Source organism: Mesorhizobium sp. P2_H9, assembly GCF_056403215.1.
Genome location: NZ_JBFUFX010000004.1, coordinates 361,465 through 386,923 on the forward strand (window position 1 = coordinate 361,465; position 25,459 = coordinate 386,923).

A 25,459-nucleotide genomic window follows, 5' to 3' on the forward strand; every position below is an offset into this window, starting at 1 on the left:
AGACCTAAACTGTTTAAAGGCGGCGTTATGCCATCGATCGGGGGCAAATCAAAGTTTTTTTGCCAGCGCTTCCATCTCGACGTCGAGCGCGGCGCGATTGCGCACGCGCAGCCGATGCTCGCGATGGACGATGTAAAGACCGCTGGCGACGATGATTGCAGCGCCCAGAAGCGTCCAGCGGTCGGGGAACTGGTTGAAGAAGAACCAGCCGGAAACGATCATCCACACCATTTGCGAATAGGGATAAGGCGCGAGCGCGGTGGTGGTGGCGATGCGATAGGCCTGCACCAGCAGCCAATGGCCGATGGCGCCAAACACGCCAAGCATCAAAAGGACGACCCAGTGCCAGCCGTCCTGCGGCAGCGACAGCGAAAACGGCAGCAGCGGCAACAGCAACACGGCGGGCGCCAGCGCCGAAAACAGGATGAGGCTCTCGGAGGTTTCGCTCGCCGACATGCGGCGCGTCATGATGACGTAAAAGCAGTTCGACAGCATCGAACAGAGCGCGAAGAGGTGGCCGATGCCGAAAACGCCGACGCCGGGCCGGGTGATGATGAGGACCCCGACAAAGCCGGTCAGGATGGCCAGCCAGCGCCGCCAGCCAGCCCATTCGCCCAGAAGCGGACCGGCAAGGGCGGTGATCACCATCGGCGCGAAGAAGAAGATCGAGGTGGTTTCGGCCAGCTGCAGTGTCCGCAGCGCCAGCACGTTGAATATGGTGGAGCCGAACAGGAACAGGCCGCGCAGTATATGCGCCGGCAGATTGTTGGCGCGAAAGCGCGACGGATCGCGCCAGCCGCGCAGAAAGACCCCGACGATCAGCACATGCACAGTGAAGCGCGCCCAAGCGACGATCAGCGCCGAGACGCCGGCGAGCACAAGATATTTGCTGCTGGTGTCGAGAAAGGTGAAACACACATAGACCGAAAGCATGCAGACGATCGCCGCCAGGGGCGTCGCGCTTTCGTCTTGTTTTTGGGGAGCACTCAAAATCGGGCCGAATGGAAGGTAAGGCGGAAACCCACCTTTGCGGCAATTGCCGCCAGCCGGCAAGTCAAAAGCGGCTGGTCCAACAAGACGCGCCGACAGGCCCGAGAGGGATCAGGCATGCATGCGGGCGCCTTTGGTGATCTTGTCGACAAGTTTCTTGTCGGCACGCAGCGCGATTCCGACCACCTTGGCGTCTTCGGGCGTGAATTGCGCAAAGACGGCGCGGTTGGCGACGTCGTGGCCCGTCGAAAACATTTCGTCGACGTAGAGCGAGGTTGTTACACCGCGCTCCAGAGCCCGCCGATGGATCGCGCTTAGTGTCGGGCGATCGGCTGAAAGGACGATGATCGGTTGGATCGACAGCGGGTTGTAGATGTTGCCGGCGCGGTCGCGGTAGGGCTCGCCGATGATATCGGGACACTGCGCGACGATGCCGCTGGTCAGGAAGGCAGTGACGTTGAGCTTCTGCCAGACCGGCAGATCGTCGTGCAGCACGATTGCGAACTTCGTATCGAACATGAGAGACTTGACCCATTCGAGTTGTGAAATGAGGCGATGCCGCACGATCTAGACAGGCAGGCCCTGCAAGGTCTTGGACGTTTGTGCGTGGGTGCGCGCGAAAGCTGCATCGTCGCGGCCCCTGGTCATGCCGGCATGGAACGTATCGAGGCGCGGTTCCACGGCAACGCCTTCGATCTCCATCGCCACGACACCTATGCGATCGGCGTGACACTGCATGGCGTGCAGAGTTTTCGCTATCGCGGCACGACCCATCACAGCCTGCCTGGCCAGATCATCGTGCTGCATCCCGACGAACTGCACGATGGCGGCGCCGGCACCGAAGACGGCCTGCGCTACCGGATACTCTATCTGGAGCCGTCGCTCATTCTGGACTGCCTCGGCGGCGCTTCGCTGCCGTTCGTGAGGGATGCCGTGGTGAGCGACCGCGATTTCTGCGCGACGTTGCTTTCGGCGCTGGGGCCGCTGGACCAGGAACTGGACGAGCTGTTCGTCACCGATTTCATCGCGCAGTTGACGCAAAGCCTGGCACGGCATGCCGGCCAGCCGGCAAAGCCGATCTTGAGAACGGCATGGCGTGCCGCCAACCTGGCGCGCGACTATCTCGAGGAAAATGCGGAGCGAAGCGTGCGCTCGGAAGAGCTGGAATCAATCACCGGGCTCGACCGCTACGCGCTGTCGCGGCATTTCCGCGCCGCCTTCTCGACCAGCCCGCACCGCTTTCTGCTGATGCGCCGGCTGCAACGGGCGCGCCGGATGATCGAGGCCAACGAGCCACTGGCGCAGATCGCCATTGCGGCCGGCTTCAGCGACCAGAGCCATTTCAACAGGCATTTCAAGAAGGCGTTCGGCGTTACGCCGGGACGTTGGTCGGCACTGATCCACGGGCCGGCGAACGCGGCCGCCTGATAATCAACCGAGATCAGTCGTCGATGTCGGCGTCCTCGTCGATGAGCACCATTTCCTCGTTGGAAAGGTTCGCCTCGATGCGGGCCAGCAGCTTGAACAGCGCCTTCTGGTCCTTCTTGTCGAGGCCTTTCAGCGCCTGCTTTTCGGTCTTCTTCACCGATTTCTCGATGGCATGGATGATGTCGCGGCCGGTCTCGGTGAGGAAGATATGGGCCTGTCGGGCATCGGCCGAGGAGGCACGCTTTTCCAGAAAACCCTGCGCCTGCAGCCGGTTGATGGTCTTGGTGATGGTCGGCGGGCGCACGCCGAGGCGGCCGGCGAGATTGCCGGGCGTCTGGCCGTCCTCGCGGTCGAGCGCCAGCATGATCTGGTCCTGCCCGGCATAGAAACCGTGCGCCAGCAGCCGTGCGGCGAGCGCCGTACGCGCCAGCCGCGCCGCCGAATGCAGCCGGCTCATTGTCGCAGTCTTGTCCGCCTTGGCCATGGTCATCCCTCTTCGGCCGAACCGGTGCGGGCAGCATAGACCCAGCCGCCGGGTTGGCAATCGACGATCAAAAAGATTCCGGCTTTGCAAAACAGCTTTGCCGGCAAGCATTGCGGTGTCCGCCGTGGTCAATGCCAGATGTTTATTTCAGTTAGATGACAAACGACTTTTCGGCGCGAGGACTCTTTCAACGGAGTGCCAAATGCACGGAACGAGGCGCTCAACCGGCCTTCACCGCGATGACCAAAAGCGCCTGATAGGCGTCCGCCACTTCGCGCAATGCAGCCTGCGACAGCGGCCCGGCCTGCCGCGCAATGCCGTCGCCTGCGTTAGACGTGTCGCGCTTGCCGGGACGGTCATTGTAGGGGGCGACCGTGGTGAAGATCTGCTCGCTGAGACTGTCAGGAAAGAACAGCTGGCCGGTCATCACCGAATTGTCGTTTGGGAAGACCTTGAAATGAATGTGGGTGGTGCGGCCGTGATACCAGCCGGGATAAATGGTGGCGAAGGAAACGATGCCGCTGTCATCCGTCTTCTGCCAGCCGCGCAGAAAGCTCTGGCCGGAGGTGTCGACATCCTGGCCATCACCTTGCCCGGGATAGCCGGAATAGGCGCCTTGCGCATCACAATGCCAGATGTCGACACGCGCGCCGGCAAGCGGCCGACAGCTGGCGTCGACGATTTGCAGCCGGACATTGAGGCTGACACCCTTCTTGCCTTCGGTAACATCGGTGCGTTCTAGCTTCGGGTCGAAGTAGAACGGCCCCTCGGTCACCTCGGGCGTGATCGCGCAGACCCCGGCACCGCCGTCGAACAGAGCGAGCCCGGCATAGGGCGAAGCCTGCGCCACCCTGGCCGCAGCCGGCAGAAAGACCCCGCCACCGGCAGTGACGGCGATGAGGCCGAGCGCCCGGCGCCGGCTTAGCGGGAAGGAGGATGGCCTGGCGGTCATTGGGCACCTCTTCAACTCAGTTCGAGCAGCCTCCCGCACCCGTATCTAAGCGGCATGGCCAGACGGTGCCAATGGAAATTCGGCAATGTCGGCAGGCTCATTGGCCCATTGGTTTGCCACGTGCAAAACCGGCAGGAGCATCCTATATGGAGCCAACAATCCTTTTCGGCCCGGATTTGTCGCGGCCCAGTCACTTCGAGGCATGACATGAGCGATGCACAGACGCAGATTCCCGTAACCGTTCTCACCGGCTATCTCGGCGCTGGCAAGACGACGCTGCTCAATCGCATCCTGTCGGAAAACCACGGCAAGCGCTACGCCGTCATCGTCAATGAATTCGGCGAGATCGGCATCGATAACGAGCTGATCGTGGAATCCGACGAGGAAATCTACGAGATGAACAATGGCTGCGTCTGTTGCACGGTGCGCGGCGACCTGATCCGTGTGGTCGAAGGCCTGATGCGCCGTCCCGGCCGCTTCGACGCCATCCTCGTCGAGACCACCGGGCTCGCCGATCCGGTGCCGGTGGCGCAGACCTTCTTCATGGACGACGACGTGCGATCCAAGACCAGGCTCGACGCGGTGGTGGCATTGGTCGACGCCAAGCACCTGCCGCTGCGTTTGAAGGATTCGCGCGAAGCCGAAGACCAGATCGCCTTTGCCGACGTCATCGTGCTCAACAAGACCGATCTGGTGACACCGGAAGAGCTCACCAAGGTCGAGGCGACGATCCGCGCCATCAACCCGGCGGCGAGGATCCATCGCACCACCCGCGCCGGCGTTGCATTGTCCGAAGTGCTTGACCGCGGCGCCTTCGACCTTTCCAGGGCGCTGGAGAACGATCCGCATTTCCTCGAAGGGCATGACGAGCACGATCACGACCACCATGATCATGACCATGACCACGATCATCACCACCATGATCATGACGGACACGACCATCATCATCACGATCATGCCCATCCTTCCGACATTCATGACGTGACGGTGCAGTCGGTGTCGCTGCGCGGCGGCGAGATGGACCCGAAGAAGTTCTTCCCCTGGATCGAGAAGATCACCCAGATGGAAGGCCCCAACATCCTGCGGCTGAAGGGTATCATCGCGCTCAAGGGCGACGATGAGCGCTACGTCATCCAGGGCGTCCATATGATCATCGAGGGCGACCATCAGCGCGCCTGGAAAGACGGCGAGAAGCACGAGAGCCGGCTGGTGTTCATAGGCCGCGAGCTCGATGGCGAGCGACTGAAGAAGAGCTTTGACGCCTGCCAGACGGCTTGACCGCAATCGATGCCGCGCCTGCTCGACCTCGCCGAGGATTTTCTGATCATCGGCGACGTCATCCGGCTCTCCGACAATTATGATCTCGGACCAGGCTCCGGCCCAGTCGATCTGCTGATCTTCGATCCCCGTGAAGACGAGGCCGGGCTCGGTCTCATAGTGACATCCGGCTACAAGGCGGGTCTGGTCTTTGCGGTGCTACCCGAGGAAAGCCGGTTCGAGAAAAAACCCGGACTTTCAAAAGACTGGCTCATCGAAAACTGGGACAAATGGTTCGTCTTCACCTATCAAGGCGGCCCGGTTCCAATAGAGGGAACCGTCATCCTGCGCTGGAATGAACGAATGACTGTTGAAATCGACCATGCCGACCGTCGCCCCGCTTGATCTCGAAGGACACTGTATCGCCGCCGTCTTCCTCGGCGACGTGCCGCATTTTGCGCTGGCTGACGGCGCCGTGCATAGGCTCGACCATGGCCACAAGACGGTACAAGCCAATGACGGGCTGCTCGCCGCTTTCCATGACGCGGCCAACGACCGGCTGATAACCGGCGGCGAGGATGGCAAGATCTTTTCAGTCACCACCGGCGGCAGCGCTGTCGAACTGGCGACTGCAGGCAAAAAGTGGATCACCAGCGTCGCCGCCGGGCCGCAGGGCGCCATCGCCTATTCCTCGGGCAAGACGGCTTTCGTGCGCTTTGCCGACGGCAAGACCAGGGAGTTCTTGCATCCGCGCTCGGTCGAGGGGTTGGCATTTTCGCCGAAGGGCATGCGTTTTGGCGTCGCCCGATACAATGGCGCGACGCTGCATTTCCCGGCTGCCGAGGGCAAGCCGATCGAGCTCGAATGGGCCGGCGCCCATACCGGCATCAGCTTTTCACCGGATGGGGCATTCGTCGTCACCACCATGCAGGAAAATGCACTGCATGGCTGGAAACTCGCCGACGGCAAGCACATGCGCATGACCGGCTATCCCGGCAAGGTGAAAAGCCTGTCGTGGAGCGCCAAGGGCAAATGGCTGGCGAGTTCCGGCGCGCCGGCGGCGATCGTCTGGCCGTTTTCGGGCAAGGACGGGCCGATGGGCAAGGCGCCGCTGGAACTCGGCACGCGCGGCAACGCCATGGTGACCGCTGTCGCCTGCCATCCGAGCCAGGATGTCGTCGCCGTCGGCTATGACGACGGCATGGTGATGGCGGTGCGTTTTGCCGACGCCAAGGAGGTGCTTTTGCGCCGGCCGGGCAAGGGCGCCATCACCTCGATGATGTGGGACAAGGAAGAGCGCCGCGTCGCCTTCGGCAGCGCTGCCGGCGACTGCGGCGTCGTCGATATTTCGGCATAAGCGTAACTTATTCGGCCCCGCAGGATACTTTGCCGGTGACTTCAACCGGCTTGCCGTCCTGGTCCGTATCCGCCGCGGCGTCGTAGATGGCGAGCGTATACTGCCCGTCATAGACGCCTTCGTCACTGGTCTTGGTCAGGATCGTCAGTTCGACTGAGTTGATGCGTTGCGCGACCTCGTGCTCGTGGTAGATGTTCAGCCGCAATTCCTTGTCGTCGAGCCAGTACTGGGTCAGGTTGGAATCCTCGAACACGGTCTTGCGCAGATCGTCGCCGACCGGCCTGCCCAGAATTTCGAGATCGCCGCGAAAGTTGAAGGTCGGCCCGCCCATGCCCCTGGTGACGCCGGCCTCGACCGTGAATATCGCCGCTGCATCCTCGACGGAACACCAGATGCCGCCGGACGCGAAAGCCGTGCCAGCCGACAGAAACAACGTCGCTACGCAGATGATCGTCCGCATTCTTCTCCCCCCAAAGCCCCCAAGCTCGGCCACATTGATGCCAGTCCGAGCCTCGAGGTCAAGCGCCACCAGCGTCTACCGCGGCCGCTGAACCAATGCAGAGCAGCCAGTCGGCCAATTGCGGTTGCGGACCGCTGACGTCTACAGTGCCGGGCGAGAGGGTCCTTCATGCATTTATTCGACCATTCAACGGCCTCCATTGGCGGCATCGGGCCCGCCCGCATCGCCGCATTGCGCGAGGCGGAAGCCGCCATCTTCCGCAAGGCACGGCCGAAATCGCAAGCCAAGGCCGGCAACGGTCTGCCCGGCTTCTTCGGCGGCGTGCCGATGCACTGGATGAACGACTGGCCGACGCCGTTTCCGATCCTGGTCGACAGCGCCAGGGGCGCCACCATCACCGACATCGACGGTATAAGGCTCGACGATTTCTGCCTTGGCGACACCGGCTCGATGTTCGGCCATTCGCCGCCGCCGGTGGCGCGGGCCATCCGCCGCCAGGCCGGGCGCGGCCTGACCTATATGCTGCCTTCCGAAGATGCGCTGGCCATCGGCCCGTTGTTGCGGCAGCGTTTCGGCCTGCCCTTCTGGCAGATCGCGACGACGGCGACCGACGCCAACCGTTTCGCGCTGCGGGTCGCCCGCGCCGTCACCTCCAGGGAGAAAATCCTGGTGTTCAATGGCTGCTATCACGGCTCGGTCGATGAGACGATGGTGCGGCTGGTCGACGGTAAAGCTGTCAACCGGCCGGGACTGGCTGGCGAGTTTCGCGACCTGACGCGGGCAACCAAGGTGATCGAGTTCAACGATGTCTCGGCGCTGGAGGCCGCACTGAGGGAGAAGGACGTGGCCTGCGTCATCACCGAGCCGGTGCTGACCAATTCCTGCATGGTGCTGCCCGATCCCGGTTTTCACGATGCGCTGCGCAGACTGACGCGCGCGGCCGGCACACTTCTTTTGATCGACGAGACGCATACGATCTCGACCGGCCCCGGCGGCTACACCAGAACATACGGACTGGAACCGGACATTTTCGTGCTGGGCAAGCCGATCGCCGGCGGTGTCCCGGCCAGCGTGTGGGGCATGAGCGACGACATCGCAACACGCTATGCCGCCTACAACAGGACCAAGCAGCCGGGCTATTCCGGCATGGGTACGACGCTGTCGGCCAACCCGCTGCAATTCGCGGCGATGCGCGCCACGCTCGAGGAGGTGATGACGCAAGAGAATTATGACCGGATGGACCATCTGGCGCGGCGGCTCGACGCCGGGCTGACCGGTGTCATCGACCGCTACCGCTTGCCCTGGCATGTTTCCCGCGTCGGCGCCCGCGTCGAGTTCATCTGCGCCCCAGGCCCGCTCAGGAATGGCGGCGAGGCGGAAGCCGCGCACGCGCCCGAACTCGAAGCCGCGATCCATGTCGCGCTGGTCAATCAGGGCGTGTTGATCGCGCCCTTCCACAACATGATGCTGATCTCGCCGGCAACCACCGGCGCCCAGGTCAACCGGTTGATCACCGCTTTCGCAGCGGTTGCGGCAAGGCTTGCGGCATGAGACAAGCGCGCATGCCAACCCCAACAGCCACAGCGACCTCGCCTTCGGGCTCGACGCCCGGTGAAGCCAAAGCTTTCCTCGCCGCGCATCCCGAAATCGAGGCTTTCGACATCGTGCTGACCGACGCCAATGGCGTCGGCCGCGGCAAGATAGTGCGCCGGCACGAATTGATGAGCATTTTCGAGGGCGGCCGCCATATGCCGATCTCGATCCTCGGCCTCGACATCACCGGCGAGGATGTGCACGAGACCGGCTTGATCTGGACCACCGGCGACGGTGATCTCAGGGCATGGCCGATCCCCGGCACGCTGGTGCCGCTGTTTGGTACGCAGCCGCCGCGCGGCCAGCTGCTGATGGCGATGTACATGCTCGACGGCCGGCCGATGTCTTCCGACCCGCGGCTGGCGCTGGCCCGCCAGGTGGACATATTGGCGGCCAAGGGCCTCTATCCCGCCGGCGCTTTCGAGCTCGAATTCTTTCTCCTTGCCAACGAACGTGATGCCGATGGCAAGGTGAAGCCGGCGGACGCCGTGCTCGACGGCCGCATCTCGGGCAAGACCGAAGTCTATTCCGTCGACCATCTGCACGGCATGGAACCGCTGTTTTCCGACATCTATGCCGCCGCCAAGGCGCAAGGCATTCCGGCGGAAACCGTCATTTCCGAATATGCGCCCGGCCAGTACGAGCTGACGCTGAACTACCGCAAGGACGTGATGCGGGCGGCCGACGACCTTGTCATGCTGAAGCGGCTGGTGCGGGCGCAAGCGCGCCGCCATGGCGTCACCGCTTGCTTCATGGCCAAGCCGATCGAGAAGTATGCGGGATCAGGCATGCATTTCCATGTTTCGCTGCAGGACAAGGCCGGCAGGAACGTTTTTGCCGAAGCCGGCGGCGAAAGCTGGTCTTTGCCGCTGCTGCAGGGACTTGGCGGCCTGATCCAGACCATGGCCGAATCCATGCTGGTGTTTGCGCCGCATGCCAATTCGTGGCGGCGCTTCGTTTCGCAGTCCTACGCGCCGGTGGCGCCGACCTGGGGCGTCAACAACCGTTCGGTGGCGCTGCGCGTGCCCGCGGGCGACGCCAAGAACCGGCGCATCGAGCACCGGCCGTCGGGCGTCGACGCCAACCCCTATCTGATCGCGGCGACGGTGCTGGCCGCCATCGTCAAAGGTCTCGATGAGGGGCTCGACCCCGGGCCGGAAACCACCGGCAATGGCTACGAATCGGCAATCACGCGCACGACGATGCCGGTGGACTGGCGTGCCGCGATCGAGGCGGCAAGGGCGTCGACCTTCCTCAAAGGCGCGCTCGGCGAAGACCTGCACCGGACGTTCGTGGCGATCAAGCAATCCGAATATCTGCGCGTCGCGCGCACCGTCAGCGAGCTGGACTACCACCTCTATCTGCACGAGGTGTGAGAGCTGCGCGACTTCAGCGGATCAGGATCGCCCGGAGATCGTTCACATTCGTGCCCGTAGGGCCGGGCACGAAAAGATCGCCGACGGCATTGAACGCCGTCCAGGCATTGTTGCCGGCGAGCATGGCCTTGGCGTCCACATCCGCAGCGCGCATCCGCGATACGGTCGAGCCATCGGCGAAGGCGCCGGCATTGTCTTCCGAACCATCGACGCCGTCAGTGTCGGCGGCCAAGGCGTGGATGCCTTCAACGCCATTGATGCCTATAGCGAAGGCAAGCAGGAATTCCGAGTTGCGGCCGCCCTTGCCCTTGGCGCGAAGCGTCACCGTGGTCTCGCCGCCCGACAAGATCAGCACCGGCTTTTGAAATGGCCGGTTGCGCGTCGCCACTTCGCGCGCGATGGCTGCATGGACGCCGCCAACCTCGCGCGCTTCGCCCTCGATGGAATCGGAGAGGATGACCGCTTCAACGCCCTGGCGCCTGGCTTCCGCCGCTGCCGCTTCCAACGAAACGCCGGCCGAAGCGATCAGATGCACTTCGTTGCGGCCGAAGACTGGATCGTTCGGGCTTGGCGCATCGGCGGCCGGCGAGTTGATATGCGCCATGACGGCGTCCGGCAATTTCATGCCATAGGCAGCGATCGAGGCCAGCGCGACCTCGCGGCTACCAGTGTCGGGAACGGTCGGGCCGGAAGCAACCAGCGCCGGATTGTCGCCGGGAATATCGGAGACGACCAGCGAGACCACCCTGGCCGGATACGCAGCCGCAGCTAGCCTCCCGCCCTTGATGGTCGAGAGATGCTTGCGGATAGTGTTCATCGCCGCGATCGGCGCGCCGGAGGCGAGCAGCGCCTCGTTGACGGCAATCTCGTCGGCCAGCGTCAGGCCGCCGGCAGGCGACGGCAGCAGCGCCGAGCCGCCGCCGGAAATCAGCGCCACGACCAGGTCGTCCGCAGTCAGCCCTTGCACCTTGGCGAGCAGCCGCCGCGACGCTTCGAGACCGGCGGCATCCGGCACGGGGTGTGCTGCCTCGATGATCTCAATACGCTCGCATTTCGCGCCATAGCCGTAGCGGGTGACGACCAGCCCTTCGATCGGCCCGTCCCACACCTTCTCGAATGCCGCCGCCATCTGCGCCGAGCCCTTGCCGGCACCGATGACGATGGTGCGACCCCTGGGCTTTGCCGGCAAATGATCCCGGATCGTCCGCTCGGGATCGGCGGCGGCGACGGCGGCATTGAAAATCGAAATGAGGAAGGGCTTGGGCTCGGTCATTTGGCTTCCGGCGGCAGTGCCAGTTCGGCAGAGTCAAGGCGCAGGTAGTTGCAAATCGCATCGACGACGACACCATGGTCGTCACGCTCCGGCAGGCCGGAGACCGTGATCGCGCCGATGACGCCGGCGCCCTTGACATTTATGGGAAAACCGCCACCGGCCAGCACATAGTCTGATATATCCAGTCCCTCGCCGACCTTGAAGGTGCGGTCCGAGCGTTGCTGCTCCAGCACCATGCGATAGGTGCTTTTGAGAAACCGCTTCACCACGTTGATCTTGCGTCGCGCCCAGTCGGGATTGGAGGCGTTCGATCCCGGCATCGCCGCATAGAACAGCGGCCGGTCGAAGGTCCTGATATCGACGATGATGGGGAAGTTCTCAGTCAGCGCGCGGTCGCGGATGGCCGAGCCGATCTCGAAGGCGACAGCCTCGTTAAAGGCGGGGAAGACGAGTGTCTCTTCCTGTTTCTGGATCAGAGCGATGTCGTCCGCAGCGGCCATTTTCTTTCTCCGAAAATCGTCACACGTCGTTTGTACGACAAGCTCCGCCCGGTCAAGCTCCCGTCGCGGCGGCCATCTTGCCCCGCCAGGGTCGACCCCACTCCATCGAGTTGCGGTCCTCTCCCCTGGGCGGCGGGTCTTACCCCGCAATCATGTCGCCCTTGGCAGCCCGTCCGGCGACATAGACCTCGCGCACGGCGCGGTCGTCGCCCAGCGTCTGCAGCAGGAACAGCTCCTGCGCCAGCGTCTCCACCGTCTCCATCCTGAGCCGCATGGCCGGCGTGGCGCGGGCGTCGAGCACGACGATGTCGGCATCGGTGCCCGGGTCCAGCGTGCCGACCTTTTCCGCCACCGACAGCGCCTCGGCATTGCCGCGGGTGAGCTGCCAGAAGGACTGGAAGGGATTCAACTTCTCGCCGTTCAGCGCGATGACCTTGTAGCCTTCGTCCATGGTTCGCAGCATCGAATAGTTGGTGCCACCGCCGACATCAGTGGCGGCCGCGATCCGGAGAGCTTTGTCACGCCTGCGGTAGCGCTGATAATCGAACAGACCTGAGCCGAGGAACAGGTTCGAGGTCGGGCAGAACACCGCCACCGAACCCGTATCCGAGAGAGCATCCGCCTCGCGCTCCGACAGATGGATGCAATGGCCGAACAGGCTCTTTTTGCCCAACAGCCCATAGTGTTCGTAGACATCGGTGTAGTCGCGCGACCACGGATAGAGGCTTTGGGTGAAAGCGATCTCGGCGTGGTTTTCCGACAGATGCGTCTGCATGTGCAGGTCGGGGTGTTCGCGGCAGAGCGTGCCGGCCATGTCCAGCTGCTCCGGCGATGAGGTGATGGCGAAGCGCGGCGTGATGGCGTAGTGCTGCCGCCCCTTGCCGTGCCATTGCGCGATCAGCGCCTTCGAGTCGTCATAGCCCGACTGCGGCGTGTCGAGCACGCCGTCGGGCGCATTGCGGTCCATCATCACCTTGCCGGCGATGTTGAGCATGCCGCGGTCATGCGACTCGGCAAAGAACGCTTCGGCGGACGCCTTGTGCACCGAGCAATAGGCGGCGACCGTCGTGGTGCCATGCCGCACCATCTCGTCGAGGAACAGCCTGGCAATGCGGCGGCCATGCTGGGCGTTGGCGAACTTCGTCTCTTCCGGAAAAGTGTAGGTGTTCAGCCAATCGAGCAGTTCGGCGCCGTAGGACGCAATGACTTGCATCTGAGGGAAATGCACATGGGCGTCGATGAAGCCGGGCAGCAGCAGATGTGGCCGATGGTCGATCCGTTTGGCGCTCTCGCCGGCCTGTTTCTCGACTTGTGCGTAGGCCCCGGCGGCAACGATCCTGCCGTCGCTGATCAGCAGGCCGCCATCCTCCTCGTAGCGCCAGGCGGCATGGTCGTCGATGCTTTCGGGCCAGCGCAGGAAGGACAGCGTGCGGCCGCGCAGAAGTGTTGATGTCATGCTTATTTCCCGGCCTCTTCGAACCATGCCACCAGCAATGCCCGCTCCTTGTCGGTAATCTGGCTGACATTGGCGGGCGGCATGGCGTGGCTGCGGCCGGCCTGCAAATAGATCTCGCGAGCGTGCTCGGCGATGGCCGCGTCGCTATCCAGCATCACGCCCTTGGGTGCGTGGTAGATGCCCTCATAGCCCGGCTCCTGCGCATGGCACATGGAGCAGCGGCCGAGCACGGTGTCGCGCACGGCTGGGAAATGCGCCGAGGCGATGTAGACCTCGGCCGCGGTGGACGCTTTGGGTTCGCCGGTTAGTATTTTCGGCGCCGTGGACAGCCAGATGATGATCACGAACAGCACGGCGGCCGCCATCCAGGTCCAGTGCGGGTTGCCGGCACGCTTATGCACTGTGTTGAAATAATGCCGGATCAGCACGCCGATGATGAACACCAGCGAGGCGATGACCCAGTTGAACTCGGTCGCAAACGCCAGCGGATAGTGGTTCGACAGCATCAGGAACAGAACGGGCAGCGTCAGGTAGTTGTTGTGCAGCGAGCGCTGCTTGGCGATCTTGCCGTATTTCGGGTCGGGCTTGCGCCCGGCGATCAGGTCGGCGACGACGATCTTCTGGTTGGGGATGATGACCATGAAGACGTTGGCCGACATGATCGTGGCGGTGATGGCGCCAAGATGCAGGAAGGCGGCGCGACCGGTGAACAGATGCGTCAGCCCCCAGGCGATGAACACCAGCACGCCGTAAAGCACCAGCATCAGGCCGGTGTCGCTTTTGCCCAGCGGCGAACGGCACAGCAGATCGTAGACCACCCAGCCGACGCCGATCGTGGCCATCGACAACAGAATGCCTGTCGGCACCGACATCTGAAGCACATTGGGATCGATCAGGAACAGGTCGGCGCCGGCATAATAGACCACGCACAGCATGGCGAAACCCGACAGCCAGGTGGCGTAGGATTCCCATTTGAACCAGGTCAGGTGCTCGGGCATTTCGGCCGGCGCCACCAGATATTTCTGGATGTGGTAGAAGCCGCCGCCATGCACCTGCCATTCCTCGCCGAAAGCTCCGACCGGCATGCCCGGACGCTGGCGGAGCCCGAGATCGAGCGCGACGAAATAGAAGGAGGAACCGATCCAGGCGATGCCGGTGACGACATGCAGCCAGCGCACGGCGAAACTCAGCCATTCCCAGAAAATCGCGAAATCCATCATTGAAGTCGTCCCTGCCGATCGGGTGACTTTACGGACTGGAGCGCAAACGGAAAGGGGCGAGGTGCACGATGACTTTCAAAAAAAAATGGAAAATACTAGGTTGATCGCTGCAAACCGGCGAAGGTGCTCCGCATGGCCTATCTCGACAACATCGCCGTCTTCGTCCGCGTCGTCGAACTCGGAAATCTGTCGGCGGCGGGCCGCGACATGCGCATTTCGCCGGCTGTTGCCTCCAACCGCATCAAGGAACTGGAAAAACACCTGGGTGTCAGGCTGTTCAACCGCACGACGCGGCAATTGATGCCGACCGAGCACGGCACGGTGTTTTATTCCGGCGCCAAGCAGGTGCTGGAAGCGATCACCGAGGCGGAAGCCGCGGTCTCAGCGCTTTCCGGCCAGCCGCGCGGCACGATCAAGGTGACGGCGCCGCTTGGGCTCGGCCGCCGGCTGGTGGCATCGGGCATTCCCGATTTCCACGACAAATACCCCGACATCGAGGTGCGGCTGCGGCTCTCGGACCACAATGTCGATATCATGAAGGAAGGCATCGACGTTGCCTTCCGGCTCGGCATCATCGAGGATTCCAGCCTCAGGATGCGCGGCATCATGGAATGTGAGCGGGTGCTGGTGGCGGCACCGAAATATCTTGAGGCACGCGGCGAGCCCACCGAGCCTCAGGAACTGATCGGCAAGAAGCATGACTGCCTGATGCTGCGCTATTCCGGCGCGCGCGAATATGTGTGGACGCTACAGACGCCGAGCGGCCCGCAGAAATTCGAAGTGCATGGGCCCTACGATACCGACGATGGCGACGTGCTGACCGGCTGGGCGCTCTCGGGCCGCGGCATCATCAACAAGCCGCGCTTCGAGGTCGAGCCGTTCATCCGCGACCAGCGGCTGAAGGTGATCCTCGCCAACACGCCGCCGACACCGGTGCAGTTCGCCGCCGTCTACCCGCACAAGAAGCTGCAGGACCCGAAAGTGCGGCTGCTGCTCGACTTCATGGCCGAGCGCTGCCAGCGGCTGATCAAGGATTTGCTGGCCGGCAAGTGAGCGACAGTTGGCCCAGCGCCGGCGGTTGCCATCGAGGCATGTGGCGAACATAGTTCCCGCTTGCCTTACCGCAGGAACCATTCATGACCGACGGCACCATGATGCATCTTGCCGTTTCGCCGATGCTTGACGCTTCGCTGCAAAGCGTACCGGATTTCCGCAGCCTTGCCAGCTTCGCGCAGAAGGCCGAAGCCGCCGGGCTGGACATGGTGCTGCTCGCCGACTCAGCACCGGCCGCCGACGCGGATACGCCCAACCGGCAGATGCCGTTCGAAGCGACCACCTTGCTCGCTGCGCTGGCGACGGTGACGAGCCGGATCGGCCTTGTTGCCGAGGCTTCCACCGTCACCCACCAGCCCTACAATCTGGCGCGCCGTTTCGCTTCCCTCGACATCATCAGCCATGGCCGCGCCGGCTGGCACGCAACCATGGCGCAGGCGGCACGCGAGGCGGCCAATTTCAGCCGGCCGGAAGGGTTTTCCGACGACGATTTTCGTCGCCGTGCCGAAGAGTACGTCGGCATCGTTCAAGGCTTGTGGCAGGGCTGGGATGCGGATGCGCTGCTGTTCGACAAAAGCAGCGGCCGCTTTCACGACCCGGAAAAGATGCATCTGCTCGACCACAAGGGCGAGTTCTTTTCCGTGCGCGGACCGCTGAACGTCGCGCGCTCGCCGCAGGATATGCCAGTACTGGTCCTGTCCGGCCTGTCGGGGCACGACTTCGATCTTGCCGCCCGCACTGCCGATTTGGTCCTGCTGGATGAGGCTCAGGACGGCAAGGCACGCTACGACGACCTCAAGCGCCGCGTCGCCGCATGCGGGCGCGATCCTGATGCCTTGAGGACGCTTGTGAACGTCAGCGCCAATGGACCGGATATCAGTCCCGATAAGTTGGAAGAGCTGTTCCGCGCGAAAAGCTGCGACGGGTTCAACGTCGCGATGCCGCCCTCGGCGCTGGACGGTTTCGTCGAGCCGGTGCTGGCGGAATTGCGTCGTCGTGGCCTCGTTCGCCAGGATTACCGCGGGACGACATTGCGCGGGCATTTCGGACTTGCCGGAGGCGACCAATGACCCGCCAGATGAAACTCGGCGCCTTTCTGTGGGCGACAGGCCACCATATTGCCGCCTGGCGCCACCCCAAGGCGCATGTCACGGCGGGTATCGACATCGATCACTACATCCAGCTGGCGCGAACGGCGGAGGCGGCGAAGTTCGACATGATCTTTTGCGAGGACGCTGCTGGCCTGCGCGAGGCCAATGTCGGCATCGCCAGCCAGACCTCGCGCTCGATCGGCTTTGAGCCGATCAGCCTGCTTTCGGCGCTGGCGATCCAGACCAGCCGCATCGGCCTCGTCTCCACGGCGTCGACGAGCTACAACGAACCTTACGGGCTGGCACGGACCTTCCTGTCGCTCGATCATCTGAGCGGAGGTCGCGCCGGCTGGAACCTGGTGACGTCAGCCAGTCCCATCGAAGCTGCCAATTTCGGCTCCACGGGTCTCAGGCCGCATGCCGACCGCTACGAGCGCGCGCGTGAATTCGCCGAAGTCGTCACCGGCCTTTGGCACGGCAAGCTCGACGGCGGTCACGACGGCCAGAGCTTTTCGGTGCGCGATCCGCTCGACCTGCCGCGCTCGCCGCAAGGCGCGCCGGTGATGGTTCAGGCCGGCGCATCGGACGTCGGCCGCGACCTTGCCGCCCGCAGCGCCGATGTCGTGTTCACGGCGGCGCAGACTTTCGAGGAAGCCAAGGCCTTTTACGACGATCTGAAGGGGCGCATGGCGGCCTATGGGCGCGAGCCTGACGACATCAAGATCATGCCGGGCGTGGCGCCCGTCGTGGCGGAAACGGAAGCCGAAGCCCGCGAGAAATACGAGGAGTTGCAGGAGCTGATCCCCGACGACGTCGGCGTAGCGCTGCTGTCCAGTTATCTCAGCATCTCCGATCTCTGGCGCTATCCGATCGACGGGCCGCTGCCGGAATTGCCGGAGAGCGAGGGGATGAAAAGCCGGCAAGCGCTGGTCATCGAACAATCGCGCCGCGACGGCCTTTCCATCCGCCAGCTTGCCCGTCATTTCGCCGGCGCGCGCGGTCATTGGCGCATCGTCGGTACAGCGGCGCGGGTCGCCGACGAGCTGCAGGCGCGGTTCGAGGGTGGTGCGGCCGACGGCTTCAACGTCATGCCATCTTATTTTCCCGGCGAGCTCGATGCCTTTGCCATGCTCGTCGTGCCAGAGCTGCAGCGGCGCGGCCTGTTCCGCAAGGAGTATGAAGGCCACACGCTGCGCGACCATCTCGGCTTGAAACGGCCGGCGTGAGATTGCGTTGAGAGGCCACCTACGTTTTGTGCATCATCCGGGCGGTTCCCGAGACCCTGATCGAACTGCCCGGCGTGGACGGAATATCGGCATGCAGGCGCGAACGCATGCCCATGTCCTCGCCCTGGACGATATCGATCGCACCGCTATGCGGCCAACCGAGGTCGCGCAGATAGCCGGCGAATGCGGCCGTCGATGCCCCTGTCGCCGGATCCTCGTAGACGCCGCCTGAGGCGAACGGATTTCGCGTGTGGAACAGGCGCGGCGTTTCGGCGTAGGCGAGCAGAATGGTGACCAGTCCTTCGCGCCGCATCAGGGTCTGTCCGGCTTTCAATTCATAGGCCATGGCGGCAAGCGCCTGGCGCGACTTCAACGCCAGTACAAGATGGTCGGCACCGCCATGGATCAGCGCCGGTGGAATGGCCGGATCGAGATCGCTGGAGGAATAGCCGAAAAGCGCCAGCGCCTCCGCGACCGGCTTCTGCGGAGCAGGCTTGCTGCGCGTCGGCGGCGACTGCAACGCAGCGGCGATATTCGCACCATCGCGAAAACCCTCGACGGTGATCGAGGCCTGGTTGAGGATCAGCGCGAAGACGCCATCACCAAACTGCCGAACCAGCGCTGCACCCAAGGCGATCGTCGCATGGCCGCAAAACGGAACTTCGGATTCCGGCGAGAAATAGCGGACCCGCCAGTTGTCGCCGTCGGGTGCGGCAAAGGCGGTTTCGGAGAATCCGACTTCAGCCGCGACGCTCTGCATTTTGGCAGCATCGGGCAAGACATCGGCAATCAACACCCCGGCAGGATTGCCGCCGGTATCGCCATCGGAAAAGGCCGCGATCCTCAATACGTCCATTTGTCTCTGCCTCATGCTGCAAAGGAGGCAGGAAACACCTTCTCAGCTCATTTGAGAACCTGGGATAGCGAGGAGCAGCTGTGACTTTTGCTCACAGCCCGCAAACCGCCTCAGCTGGCCATCGCCTTGTCGCGAGACGCCGGGTACGGAGCGACTGATGCAGCCGTGTGGGCGACCAGGGCCGTCATGATCTCGGCGGCGGCAAGCGCAGCAATCACCTGCGGCCGCTTGTCCTTGACCGTATCGCCGCCGATCGGCGAGACGAGCCGGGCAAACTCGGCCTCGCTGCCGTCGGCCGACTTCAGGAACCAGTTCCTGAATGTCGCCTTCTTGGTCTTCGAGCCGATCATGCCGACATAGGCAGCATCGTCGCGTTTCAGTGCTTCGGCGACAATCAGGAAATCCAGCGCGTGGTCGTGGGTGAGGATGGCGAAGGCGGTTCCGGCAGGGGCTTTGCGCACCATCGCTTCGGGCATCGGCGTCAGGCTGGTTTCGACGGCTTCCGGCATGCCTTCCAGCGCCTCGGCCCGTGTCTCGATAACCACGACATGCACCGGCAGCAAGGCCACCGCCGCGGCCAACGCCTGGCCGACATGGCCGCCGCCGAAGATGTAGACATGCGGCAGATGCTCCTCTTCGGCTTCCGCCCCCGCGACCAACTCTTGCGCCAGCGTCGCATCGACCAATCGGATCAGCACCTCGACCCTGCCGCCGCAGCACTGGCCGATTTCCGGCCCGAGCGGCACGTCGAGCGTGGCGCAGACTTCGTCAACCTCGATGCGGGCTTCTTTACCCACCATCTGCCGGGCCTTGTCGATCGCCATATATTCGAGTTGGCCGCCGCCGATCGTGCCTGATATCGCCGCGCCCGAGACGAGCATGAAGGCGCCCTTCTCGCGCGGCGTCGAACCTTTTGTGCCGGCCACTTCGACCAAAGCAACGCGGCCTTGACCGGCAAGGAAGTCTTTCAGGCTTTGCACTTTCGAGTTCATGTTTCGCATTCCCGTGCGGGAAACATAGGCTTTTTCGGCCGGATTTGCACCCGTTGCCAACCCTGGGCCGGACTCAGGCCTTGGCCTTCAGCCGCTCGATCGCCATCAGCACGCGTTCCGGCGTTGCCGGGGCGTCGAGGCGCGGACAGATCTTGTGGTCGGCGACGCTTGCCACCGCATCCGATAGCGCATGCAGCACCGACATGCCGAGCGGGAACGGCGGCTCGCCGACCGCCTTGGAGCGGTGGATCGTCGGCTCGCCGGCTTCCGGCCAGTCGGCCAGCGTCACATTGAATATCTTTGGCCGGTCGGAGGCGAGCGGGATCTTGTAGGTCGACGGCGCATGGGTGCGCAGCCGGCCCTTGGCATCCCACCAAAGTTCCTCAGTCGTCAGCCAGCCCATGCCCTGGATGAAGCCGCCCTCGACCTGGCCAAGATCGATGGCGCGGTTCAGCGAACGGCCGGTCTCGTGCAGGATGTCGGTGCGCTCGACCATGTATTCGCCGGTCAGCGTGTCGACCGAAACCTCCGAACACGAAGCGCCATAGGCGAAGTAGTAGAACGGACGGCCCTCGCCCTTGTCGCGGTTCCAGTGGATTTTCGGCGTCTTGTAGAAACCTGCCGCCGACAGCTGGATGCGGGCCATATAGGCCTGCTTGACCAAATCGGCAAAAGGGATCTCCTGGTTGCCGATGCGCACCCGATTGGGCAGGAACAGCACCTGGTCGCGCGGCACCTGGTACTTTTCGGCGGCGAAATTGGTCAACCGGTCCTTGATCTGCCGCGCGCCGTTCTGCGCCGCCATGCCGTTGAGGTCGGTGCCGGACGACGCTGCCGTGGCTGAAGTGTTCGGCACCTTGCCGGTGGTCGTCGCGGTGATCTTCACCTGGTCGAGGTCGATCTGGAACTCTTCGGCCACCACTTGCGCCACCTTGACGTAGAGGCCTTGCCCCATCTCGGTGCCGCCATGGTTCAGATGCACCGAACCRTCGGTGTAGACATGCACCAGCGCGCCGGCCTGGTTGTAGTGGGTGGCGGTGAACGAGATACCGAACTTTACCGGCGTCAGCGCCAGTCCACGCTTAATGAAGCGGCTGTTGGCGTTGAACGCCTGGATGACCCGGCGGCGCCTTGCATAATCCGCGCTCGCCTCCAGCTCGGCGACGATGCGCTGGATGATGTTGTCCTCGACCGTCTGGTGGTAGGGCGTGATGTTGCGATCGCTGGTGCCGTAAAAGTTCTTTTTGCGGATTTCGAGCGGATCCTTGCCGACGGCAAAGGCGACCTCGTCGATGACGCGTTCTGCGCCGACCATGCCTTGCGGGCCGCCGAAGCCGCGGAAGGCGGTGTTCGACACGGTGTTGGTGTAGAGCGGCGCCGACTGCGCATGCACAGCCGGCCAGAAATAGGTGTTGTCGCAATGGAACAGCGCGCGGTCGGTGACCGGGCCGGACAAGTCCGACGAGAAGCCGCAACGCGCCGCGAACATGAAGTCGACGCCGAGAATATTGCCATCATCATCGAAGCCGACTTCGTAGTTGACCAGGAAGTCATGGCGCTTGCCGGTGGCGATCATGTCGTCGTCGCGGTCGGGCCTGATCTTTACCGCGCGATGGTGTTTTTTCGCGGCGATGGCGGCCAAAGCGGCAAACTGGTTGCCTTGCGTTTCCTTGCCGCCAAAGCCGCCGCCCATGCGGCGGATTTCGACCGTGATGGCGTTGCTCGGCACACCCAGTGCATGGCTGACCATGTGCTGCACTTCGCTCGGATGCTGGGTCGAGGAATAGATGGTGACGTCGTGGTCCTCGCCGGGAACGGCCATGGCGATATGGCCTTCGAGGTAGAAATGCTCCTGGCCGCCGATGCGCATTTTTCCCTTCAGCCGGCGGGGTGCTGATTTGATCGCGGCCGCGGCATCGCCGCGCTGCAGCGTCAGCGGCGGGGTGACGAGCTTGTCCTTTTTCGGGTTGAGCGCACCGATGTCGGTGACGAACGGCAATTCCTTGTATTCGACCTTGGCCAGCCGCGTGGCGCGGCGCGCCTGCTCGCGGGTCTCGGCAATGACGCAGAAGATCGGCTGGCCATGGAATTGCACCTTGCCGTCGGCGAGCACCGGCTCGTCGTGACGGCCGGTCGGCGAAATGTCGTTCTCGCCAGGTATATCCTTGGCCGTCAACACATCGACGACGCCGGGTGCTGAGCGTACCGCCGACAGGTCCATTTTCGTGATGGTGGCATGGGTGGCCGTGCAAAGGCCGAGGCAGCCATGCAGCGTGCCGGCCGGCTCCGGCATGTCGTCGATATAGATCGCGGTGCCGCTGACATGCTTGTGCGCGGAATCATGGCGCTGGTCGGTGGCGACACCGCCGGCGATCTTTTGCGCCTTCAAATTGGGGGTGGCGTGCTTGTTCATCAGGCCGCCTCGTGCCGTGAAACCTGGAATGGCGCCTTGGTACCGCTGGTCTCGGCAAAGAAGCGCAGCAAAAGGTTCTTTGCCGCGAGCGCCCGATATTCGGCGCTCGCCCGCATGTCGGTCAACGGCGTGAAATCATTGGCGTATTCGGCCATGGCCGCCTCGACCGTGGCCTCCGTCCAGGGCTTACCGAGCAGAGCCTTCTCGACACCGAGGGCCCGTTTCGGCGTCGCCGCCATGCCGCCATAAGCGATGCAAATGTCAGCCACCGTACCGTCTTTTGCCAGATCCAGGAAAAAGGCGCCGAGGGCTGCGGTGATGTCCTCGTCGCGGCGCTTGGTGATCTTGTAGACGGCAAACTTTGTCCGCTTGGCCGGCACAGGGACATGCACGGCCTCGACGAATTCGCCGGCATGCCGGTCCTGCTTGCCATAGGCGATGAAGAAGTCCTCCAGCGCGATCGTGCGCCGTTTCTTGCCGCGGCGCAGCGTCAGTTGCGCGCCGAGTGCGATCAGCGGCGGCGGCGTGTCGCCGATCGGCGAGCCGTTGGCGATGTTGCCGCCGATCGTGCCCATGTTGCGCACCTGCTCGCCGCCGATGCGGTCGAACAGCGGCCCGAGCGCCGGGATGCGTTTCGACAGCGTCGCAAACGCATCGCTGTAGGTGACGCCGGCGCCGATCGAGATCACGCCCTTGTCCTCGGAAATAGTACAGAGACCGTCAAGATTGCCGATGAACACCACCGGCGAGATGTCGCGCATATGCTTGGTCACCCATAGGCCGACATCGGTCGAACCGGCAACGATGGTGGCACCCGGCTGCTTGTCGAGCACGGCAGCGAAATCATCGGCATCGGCCGGCACGACCAATCGCGCCTTGCCGGTGCCGATCTCGACGCGCGACCCGTCTTTCATCGCCGCAAGTTTTGCGGTGATCGCCTTGCGCTCCGCCGCCAGCGGGTCCTTTGCCGCCTTGCCGTAGCTGGAAACCGCGCGCGCGGCGCGCATGATCGCCTCATAGCCGGTGCAGCGGCAGAGATTGCCTTGCAGCGCTTTTTCGATTGCCGCATCCGATGGCTCCGGCGACCGCATCCACAGGCCATAGAGCGACATGACGAAGCCCGGCGTGCAGAAGCCGCATTGCGAGCCGTGGAAATCGACCATCGCCTGCTGCACCGGATGCAACTGGCCTGCTTCACCACGCAGATGCTCGACCGTCACGACATGGGTGCCGTCGAGCGAGCCGAGGAAGCGGATGCAGGCGTTGACGCTTTCATAGACCAGTCTGCCGGCGGAGAGCCTGCCGACCAGCACGGTGCAGGCGCCGCAATCGCCTTCGGCACAGCCTTCCTTGGTGCCGCGCAGCGAACGGTTCAGCCGCAGCCAGTCGAGCAAGATTTCATCGGGCGCGACCGTGGTCAGCGCGATGTTCTCGCCATTGAGGATGAAGCGGATCTCGTTGCGGGTCTTGACCTTAGCCATGCGTCAGCTCCCCCTATAGGTCGAATAGCCGTAGGGCGAGACGAGCAGCGGCACGTGATAGTGCACCGGCTCGGCCATGCCGAAGCGGATCGGCACATTGTCGAGGAAGGCCGGTTCCGGCAGTTTGGTTCCTTGCTGCCGCAGATAGTCGCCGGCGGCAAAGACCAGTTCATATTCGCCGGTGCGGAATTCCGCGCCGGCCAGCAGCGGCGCATCGCAGCGGCCGTCGGCGTTGGTCACGACCGTCTTCAGATGCGTCCGCGCCTGGCCATCGAGGTGAAAAAGCGCAATCGACAGGCCCGCCGCCGGCCTGCCGGTCGCGGTGTCGAGGACGTGGGTCGTCAGACGCCCGCCATCGGCTTTCGACGTTTCTGCCACTGGCCGCCTCCCATTCCCGGTTGCTGTTGAATTGTGCGCCAATTAAAGGCGATGCATAAGTCCCGGTCGAGCGGAGCAGGACAAAAACACTTTCAAAAATTTTCGGGGGAATGCGCAGGCAACCCTTTCGACTATCCTCACGACAACATCCGGCAGGAGTGACGATGCGTTACATCAGAGACATGCGCGGCTACGGCGCCAATCCGCCGGATCCGAAATGGCCCGGCGGGGCGCATGTCGCGGTGCAGTTCGTCGTCAACTACGAGGAAGGAGGCGAGAACTGCGTCCTGCATGGCGACAAGGCTTCTGAAGCCTTCCTGTCCGAGATTGTCGGCGCCGCCCCCTGGCTCGGCCAGCGTCACTGGAACATGGAATCGATCTACGAATACGGCGCCCGCGCCGGTTTCTGGCGGTTGCTGCGCCTGTTCACCGAGGCGCAGGTGCCGATCACCTGCTACGGCGTCGCCTCAGCCCTTGCCCGTTCGCCCGACCAGGTCGCGGCGATGCAGGAGGCCGGCTGGGAAATCGCCTCGCACGGGCTGAAATGGATCGACTACCGCGATCATGCGGTGGAAGACGAGCGCCGCGACATGGAAGAGGCGATCAAGCTGCACTACGAAGTGACAGGCGCACGGCCGACCGGCTGGTACACCGGCCGCACATCGATCAACACCGTGCGGCTGGCGGCGGAAGAAGGCGGCTTCGACTATGTGTCGGACACCTATGACGACGAACTGCCCTACTGGCTCGAACATGACGGACCGGATGGCAAGCAGAAGCCGCAGCTGATCATCCCCTATACGCTCGACGCCAACGACATGCGTTTTGCCACGCCGCAAGGCTTCAATTCGGGCGACCAGTTCTTTGCCTATCTGAAGGATAGTTTCGACACGCTCTATGCCGAGGGGAAGGCAGGGCGGCCGCGCATGATGAACATCGGCCTGCACTGCCGCCTTGTCGGCCGGCCGGGCCGGGTGGCGGCGCTGAAGCGCTTCGTCGATTACGTCAAATCGCACGACAAGGTCTGGCTGGCGCGGCGCGTCGACATCGCAAAACACTGGCAAGCGACGCATCCGTTCCGGCTGCCGGCCCTGCGCCCGTCGAAGATGGAGTTCGAGGCCTTCGTCCACGCCTTCGGCGGCGTCTTCGAGCATTCGCCATGGATCGCCGAGCGCGCCTACGAACTGGAACTCGGCCCGGCACATGACAGTGCTGGCGGCCTCCACAATGCGCTCTGCCGCATCTTTCGCGCCGCCAGCGAGGCCGAGCGGCTCGCCGTGCTCAACGCCCATCCCGATCTTGCCGGCAAGCTGGCAAAGGCCAGGCGGCTGACGGCGGAGTCGACGAAAGAACAGGCATCCGCCGGGCTCGATGCGCTGACCGACAAGGAGCGCGAGCTTTTCTCCAAGCTCAACGCCGCTTATGTCACCACCTTCGGCTTCCCGTTCATCATCGCGGTGAAGGGGAAAGCCAAGGAGGAGATCCTGGCGGAATTCGAGGCGCGTATCGGCAACAACCGCGCCACCGAATTGGAAACCGCCTGCAAACAGGTCGAGCGCATCGCACTGCTTCGGCTCAAGGACATGCTTCCGCAATAGGTTTGAACTCAATGGACACGATCAA

General features: G+C 63.4%; 24 protein-coding genes. 10 read left to right on the forward strand and 14 right to left on the reverse strand.

Annotation, left to right across the window (positions count from 1 at the left end; translation table 11 throughout):
* Positions 1-48 precede the first annotated feature (48 nt).
* Complete coding sequence (locus AC1DXN_RS09955) at positions 49-933, reverse strand: DMT family transporter (RefSeq protein WP_477275823.1); 885 nt, start codon at positions 931-933, stop codon at positions 49-51.
* A gap of 168 nt (positions 934-1,101) precedes the next feature.
* On the reverse strand, positions 1,102-1,509 hold the full coding sequence (locus AC1DXN_RS09960) for a DUF2000 family protein (RefSeq protein ID WP_477275825.1): 408 nt from the start codon (positions 1,507-1,509) through the stop codon (positions 1,102-1,104).
* A 36-nt stretch (positions 1,510-1,545) separates the two neighbouring features.
* On the opposite strand from AC1DXN_RS09960, the gene AC1DXN_RS09965 reads away from it, so the two are divergent.
* A complete protein-coding gene (locus AC1DXN_RS09965) occupies positions 1,546-2,418 on the forward strand; it encodes an AraC family transcriptional regulator (RefSeq protein WP_477275827.1) in 873 nt (290 codons plus the stop codon).
* 13 nt (positions 2,419-2,431) lie between these two features.
* Here AC1DXN_RS09965 and AC1DXN_RS09970 read toward each other — a convergent pair whose 3' ends face one another.
* Positions 2,432-2,902 carry a MarR family winged helix-turn-helix transcriptional regulator gene (locus tag AC1DXN_RS09970; RefSeq protein ID WP_477241020.1) on the reverse strand — a complete coding sequence of 157 codons (471 nt, stop codon included), beginning with the start codon at positions 2,900-2,902 and terminating at the stop codon, positions 2,432-2,434.
* 220 nt (positions 2,903-3,122) lie between these two features.
* Positions 3,123-3,854 (reverse strand): intradiol ring-cleavage dioxygenase, encoded by a 732-nt coding sequence (locus AC1DXN_RS09975; RefSeq protein WP_477275829.1) that lies wholly within the window; start codon positions 3,852-3,854, stop codon positions 3,123-3,125.
* A gap of 207 nt (positions 3,855-4,061) precedes the next feature.
* Here AC1DXN_RS09975 and AC1DXN_RS09980 point away from each other — a divergent pair, with 207 nt between their 5' ends.
* The 3 genes from AC1DXN_RS09980 to AC1DXN_RS09990 are packed head-to-tail and all read left to right on the forward strand — an operon-like array spanning position 4,062 to position 6,468.
* Positions 4,062-5,132, forward strand: coding sequence for a CobW family GTP-binding protein (locus AC1DXN_RS09980; RefSeq protein WP_477275831.1), 1,071 nt, complete (start codon positions 4,062-4,064; stop codon positions 5,130-5,132).
* A 9-nt stretch (positions 5,133-5,141) separates the two neighbouring features.
* Complete coding sequence (gene imm45, locus AC1DXN_RS09985; protein WP_477275833.1) at positions 5,142-5,516, forward strand: Imm45 family immunity protein; 375 nt, start codon at positions 5,142-5,144, stop codon at positions 5,514-5,516.
* On the forward strand, positions 5,494-6,468 hold the full coding sequence (locus AC1DXN_RS09990) for a WD40 repeat domain-containing protein (RefSeq protein WP_477275835.1): 975 nt from the start codon (positions 5,494-5,496) through the stop codon (positions 6,466-6,468). Before imm45 ends, AC1DXN_RS09990 begins: the two co-directional genes overlap by 23 nt.
* Positions 6,469-6,475: 7 nt before the next feature.
* Here the strand turns inward: AC1DXN_RS09990 and AC1DXN_RS09995 are convergent, their stop codons facing one another.
* Complete coding sequence (locus AC1DXN_RS09995) at positions 6,476-6,928, reverse strand: hypothetical protein (RefSeq protein WP_477275837.1); 453 nt, start codon at positions 6,926-6,928, stop codon at positions 6,476-6,478.
* Positions 6,929-7,096: 168 nt separating this feature from the next.
* On the opposite strand from AC1DXN_RS09995, the gene AC1DXN_RS10000 reads away from it, so the two are divergent.
* Together AC1DXN_RS10000 and AC1DXN_RS10005 are read left to right on the forward strand one after the other, a co-directional pair.
* Positions 7,097-8,479, forward strand: coding sequence for an aspartate aminotransferase family protein (locus AC1DXN_RS10000; RefSeq protein ID WP_477275839.1), 1,383 nt, complete (start codon positions 7,097-7,099; stop codon positions 8,477-8,479).
* A complete protein-coding gene (locus AC1DXN_RS10005) occupies positions 8,476-9,897 on the forward strand; it encodes a glutamine synthetase family protein (protein WP_477275842.1) in 1,422 nt (473 codons plus the stop codon). The genes AC1DXN_RS10000 and AC1DXN_RS10005 overlap by 4 nt, the downstream gene beginning before the upstream one ends.
* A gap of 13 nt (positions 9,898-9,910) precedes the next feature.
* On the opposite strand, the gene AC1DXN_RS10010 is transcribed toward AC1DXN_RS10005, so the two are convergent.
* The 4 genes from AC1DXN_RS10010 to AC1DXN_RS10025 form a co-directional block, all read right to left on the reverse strand.
* Positions 9,911-11,170, reverse strand: a complete 1,260-nt coding sequence (locus AC1DXN_RS10010; protein ID WP_477275844.1) for a glycerate kinase type-2 family protein — start codon at positions 11,168-11,170, stop codon at positions 9,911-9,913.
* Positions 11,167-11,670: a heme-degrading domain-containing protein gene (locus tag AC1DXN_RS10015; protein ID WP_477275846.1), complete on the reverse strand. Its 504-nt coding sequence runs from the start codon at positions 11,668-11,670 to the stop codon at positions 11,167-11,169. The genes AC1DXN_RS10010 and AC1DXN_RS10015 overlap by 4 nt, the downstream gene beginning before the upstream one ends.
* Positions 11,671-11,809: 139 nt before the next feature.
* A complete protein-coding gene (gene guaD / locus AC1DXN_RS10020; protein ID WP_477275848.1) occupies positions 11,810-13,126 on the reverse strand; it encodes a guanine deaminase in 1,317 nt (438 codons plus the stop codon).
* 2 nt (positions 13,127-13,128) lie between these two features.
* On the reverse strand, positions 13,129-14,346 hold the full coding sequence (locus AC1DXN_RS10025) for a urate hydroxylase PuuD (protein WP_477275850.1): 1,218 nt from the start codon (positions 14,344-14,346) through the stop codon (positions 13,129-13,131).
* 132 nt (positions 14,347-14,478) lie between these two features.
* Between AC1DXN_RS10025 and AC1DXN_RS10030 the strand changes: the two genes are divergently transcribed.
* From AC1DXN_RS10030 to AC1DXN_RS10040, 3 genes are all read left to right on the forward strand, one after another.
* Positions 14,479-15,399, forward strand: a complete 921-nt coding sequence (locus tag AC1DXN_RS10030) for a LysR family transcriptional regulator (protein WP_477275851.1) — start codon at positions 14,479-14,481, stop codon at positions 15,397-15,399.
* Between the two features lie 83 nt (positions 15,400-15,482).
* The gene (locus AC1DXN_RS10035; protein ID WP_477275852.1) at positions 15,483-16,469 is read left to right on the forward strand and encodes an LLM class flavin-dependent oxidoreductase; all 987 of its coding nucleotides are present in this window, start codon (positions 15,483-15,485) and stop codon (positions 16,467-16,469) included.
* The gene (locus AC1DXN_RS10040) at positions 16,466-17,716 is read left to right on the forward strand and encodes an LLM class flavin-dependent oxidoreductase (protein WP_477275854.1); all 1,251 of its coding nucleotides are present in this window, start codon (positions 16,466-16,468) and stop codon (positions 17,714-17,716) included. The genes AC1DXN_RS10035 and AC1DXN_RS10040 overlap by 4 nt, the downstream gene beginning before the upstream one ends.
* Before the next feature lie 19 nt (positions 17,717-17,735).
* Here AC1DXN_RS10040 and AC1DXN_RS10045 read toward each other — a convergent pair whose 3' ends face one another.
* The 5 genes from AC1DXN_RS10045 to uraH form a co-directional block, all read right to left on the reverse strand.
* The gene (locus tag AC1DXN_RS10045; RefSeq protein ID WP_477275856.1) at positions 17,736-18,572 is read right to left on the reverse strand and encodes a PhzF family phenazine biosynthesis protein; all 837 of its coding nucleotides are present in this window, start codon (positions 18,570-18,572) and stop codon (positions 17,736-17,738) included.
* A gap of 110 nt (positions 18,573-18,682) precedes the next feature.
* Entirely contained in the window at positions 18,683-19,564 is an 882-nt protein-coding gene (xdhC, locus tag AC1DXN_RS10050) for a xanthine dehydrogenase accessory protein XdhC (RefSeq protein ID WP_477275858.1), read from the reverse strand.
* Positions 19,565-19,637: 73 nt separating this feature from the next.
* Positions 19,638-21,977 (reverse strand): xanthine dehydrogenase molybdopterin binding subunit, encoded by a 2,340-nt coding sequence (gene xdhB, locus AC1DXN_RS10055; protein ID WP_477275860.1) that lies wholly within the window; start codon positions 21,975-21,977, stop codon positions 19,638-19,640.
* Positions 21,977-23,458, reverse strand: a complete 1,482-nt coding sequence (xdhA, locus tag AC1DXN_RS10060; protein ID WP_477275862.1) for a xanthine dehydrogenase small subunit — start codon at positions 23,456-23,458, stop codon at positions 21,977-21,979. The genes xdhB and xdhA overlap by 1 nt, the downstream gene beginning before the upstream one ends.
* A 3-nt stretch (positions 23,459-23,461) precedes the next feature.
* Positions 23,462-23,836 (reverse strand): hydroxyisourate hydrolase, encoded by a 375-nt coding sequence (uraH, locus tag AC1DXN_RS10065; protein WP_477275864.1) that lies wholly within the window; start codon positions 23,834-23,836, stop codon positions 23,462-23,464.
* Positions 23,837-24,000: 164 nt separating this feature from the next.
* On the opposite strand from uraH, the gene puuE reads away from it, so the two are divergent.
* Positions 24,001-25,434 carry an allantoinase PuuE gene (gene puuE, locus AC1DXN_RS10070; protein WP_477275866.1) on the forward strand — a complete coding sequence of 478 codons (1,434 nt, stop codon included), beginning with the start codon at positions 24,001-24,003 and terminating at the stop codon, positions 25,432-25,434.
* Positions 25,435-25,459: the final 25 nt, after the last annotated feature.

Coding starts and splice junctions, on each gene's coding strand:
- AC1DXN_RS09955 (WP_477275823.1), bottom strand. CDS start 933: ATGCTTTCGGTCTATGTGTGTTTCACCTTTCTCGACACCAGCAGCAAA.
- AC1DXN_RS09960 (WP_477275825.1), bottom strand. CDS start 1,509: ATGTTCGATACGAAGTTCGCAATCGTGCTGCACGACGATCTGCCGGTC.
- AC1DXN_RS09965 (WP_477275827.1), top strand. CDS start 1,546: ATGCCGCACGATCTAGACAGGCAGGCCCTGCAAGGTCTTGGACGTTTG.
- AC1DXN_RS09970 (WP_477241020.1), bottom strand. CDS start 2,902: ATGGCCAAGGCGGACAAGACTGCGACAATGAGCCGGCTGCATTCGGCG.
- AC1DXN_RS09975 (WP_477275829.1), bottom strand. CDS start 3,854: ATGACCGCCAGGCCATCCTCCTTCCCGCTAAGCCGGCGCCGGGCGCTC.
- AC1DXN_RS09980 (WP_477275831.1), top strand. CDS start 4,062: ATGAGCGATGCACAGACGCAGATTCCCGTAACCGTTCTCACCGGCTAT.
- imm45 (WP_477275833.1), top strand. CDS start 5,142: ATGCCGCGCCTGCTCGACCTCGCCGAGGATTTTCTGATCATCGGCGAC.
- AC1DXN_RS09990 (WP_477275835.1), top strand. CDS start 5,494: ATGCCGACCGTCGCCCCGCTTGATCTCGAAGGACACTGTATCGCCGCC.
- AC1DXN_RS09995 (WP_477275837.1), bottom strand. CDS start 6,928: ATGCGGACGATCATCTGCGTAGCGACGTTGTTTCTGTCGGCTGGCACG.
- AC1DXN_RS10000 (WP_477275839.1), top strand. CDS start 7,097: ATGCATTTATTCGACCATTCAACGGCCTCCATTGGCGGCATCGGGCCC.
- AC1DXN_RS10005 (WP_477275842.1), top strand. CDS start 8,476: ATGAGACAAGCGCGCATGCCAACCCCAACAGCCACAGCGACCTCGCCT.
- AC1DXN_RS10010 (WP_477275844.1), bottom strand. CDS start 11,170: ATGACCGAGCCCAAGCCCTTCCTCATTTCGATTTTCAATGCCGCCGTC.
- AC1DXN_RS10015 (WP_477275846.1), bottom strand. CDS start 11,670: ATGGCCGCTGCGGACGACATCGCTCTGATCCAGAAACAGGAAGAGACA.
- guaD (WP_477275848.1), bottom strand. CDS start 13,126: ATGACATCAACACTTCTGCGCGGCCGCACGCTGTCCTTCCTGCGCTGG.
- AC1DXN_RS10025 (WP_477275850.1), bottom strand. CDS start 14,346: ATGATGGATTTCGCGATTTTCTGGGAATGGCTGAGTTTCGCCGTGCGC.
- AC1DXN_RS10030 (WP_477275851.1), top strand. CDS start 14,479: ATGGCCTATCTCGACAACATCGCCGTCTTCGTCCGCGTCGTCGAACTC.
- AC1DXN_RS10035 (WP_477275852.1), top strand. CDS start 15,483: ATGACCGACGGCACCATGATGCATCTTGCCGTTTCGCCGATGCTTGAC.
- AC1DXN_RS10040 (WP_477275854.1), top strand. CDS start 16,466: ATGACCCGCCAGATGAAACTCGGCGCCTTTCTGTGGGCGACAGGCCAC.
- AC1DXN_RS10045 (WP_477275856.1), bottom strand. CDS start 18,572: ATGGACGTATTGAGGATCGCGGCCTTTTCCGATGGCGATACCGGCGGC.
- xdhC (WP_477275858.1), bottom strand. CDS start 19,564: ATGAACTCGAAAGTGCAAAGCCTGAAAGACTTCCTTGCCGGTCAAGGC.
- xdhA (WP_477275862.1), bottom strand. CDS start 23,458: ATGGCTAAGGTCAAGACCCGCAACGAGATCCGCTTCATCCTCAATGGC.
- puuE (WP_477275866.1), top strand. CDS start 24,001: ATGCGTTACATCAGAGACATGCGCGGCTACGGCGCCAATCCGCCGGAT.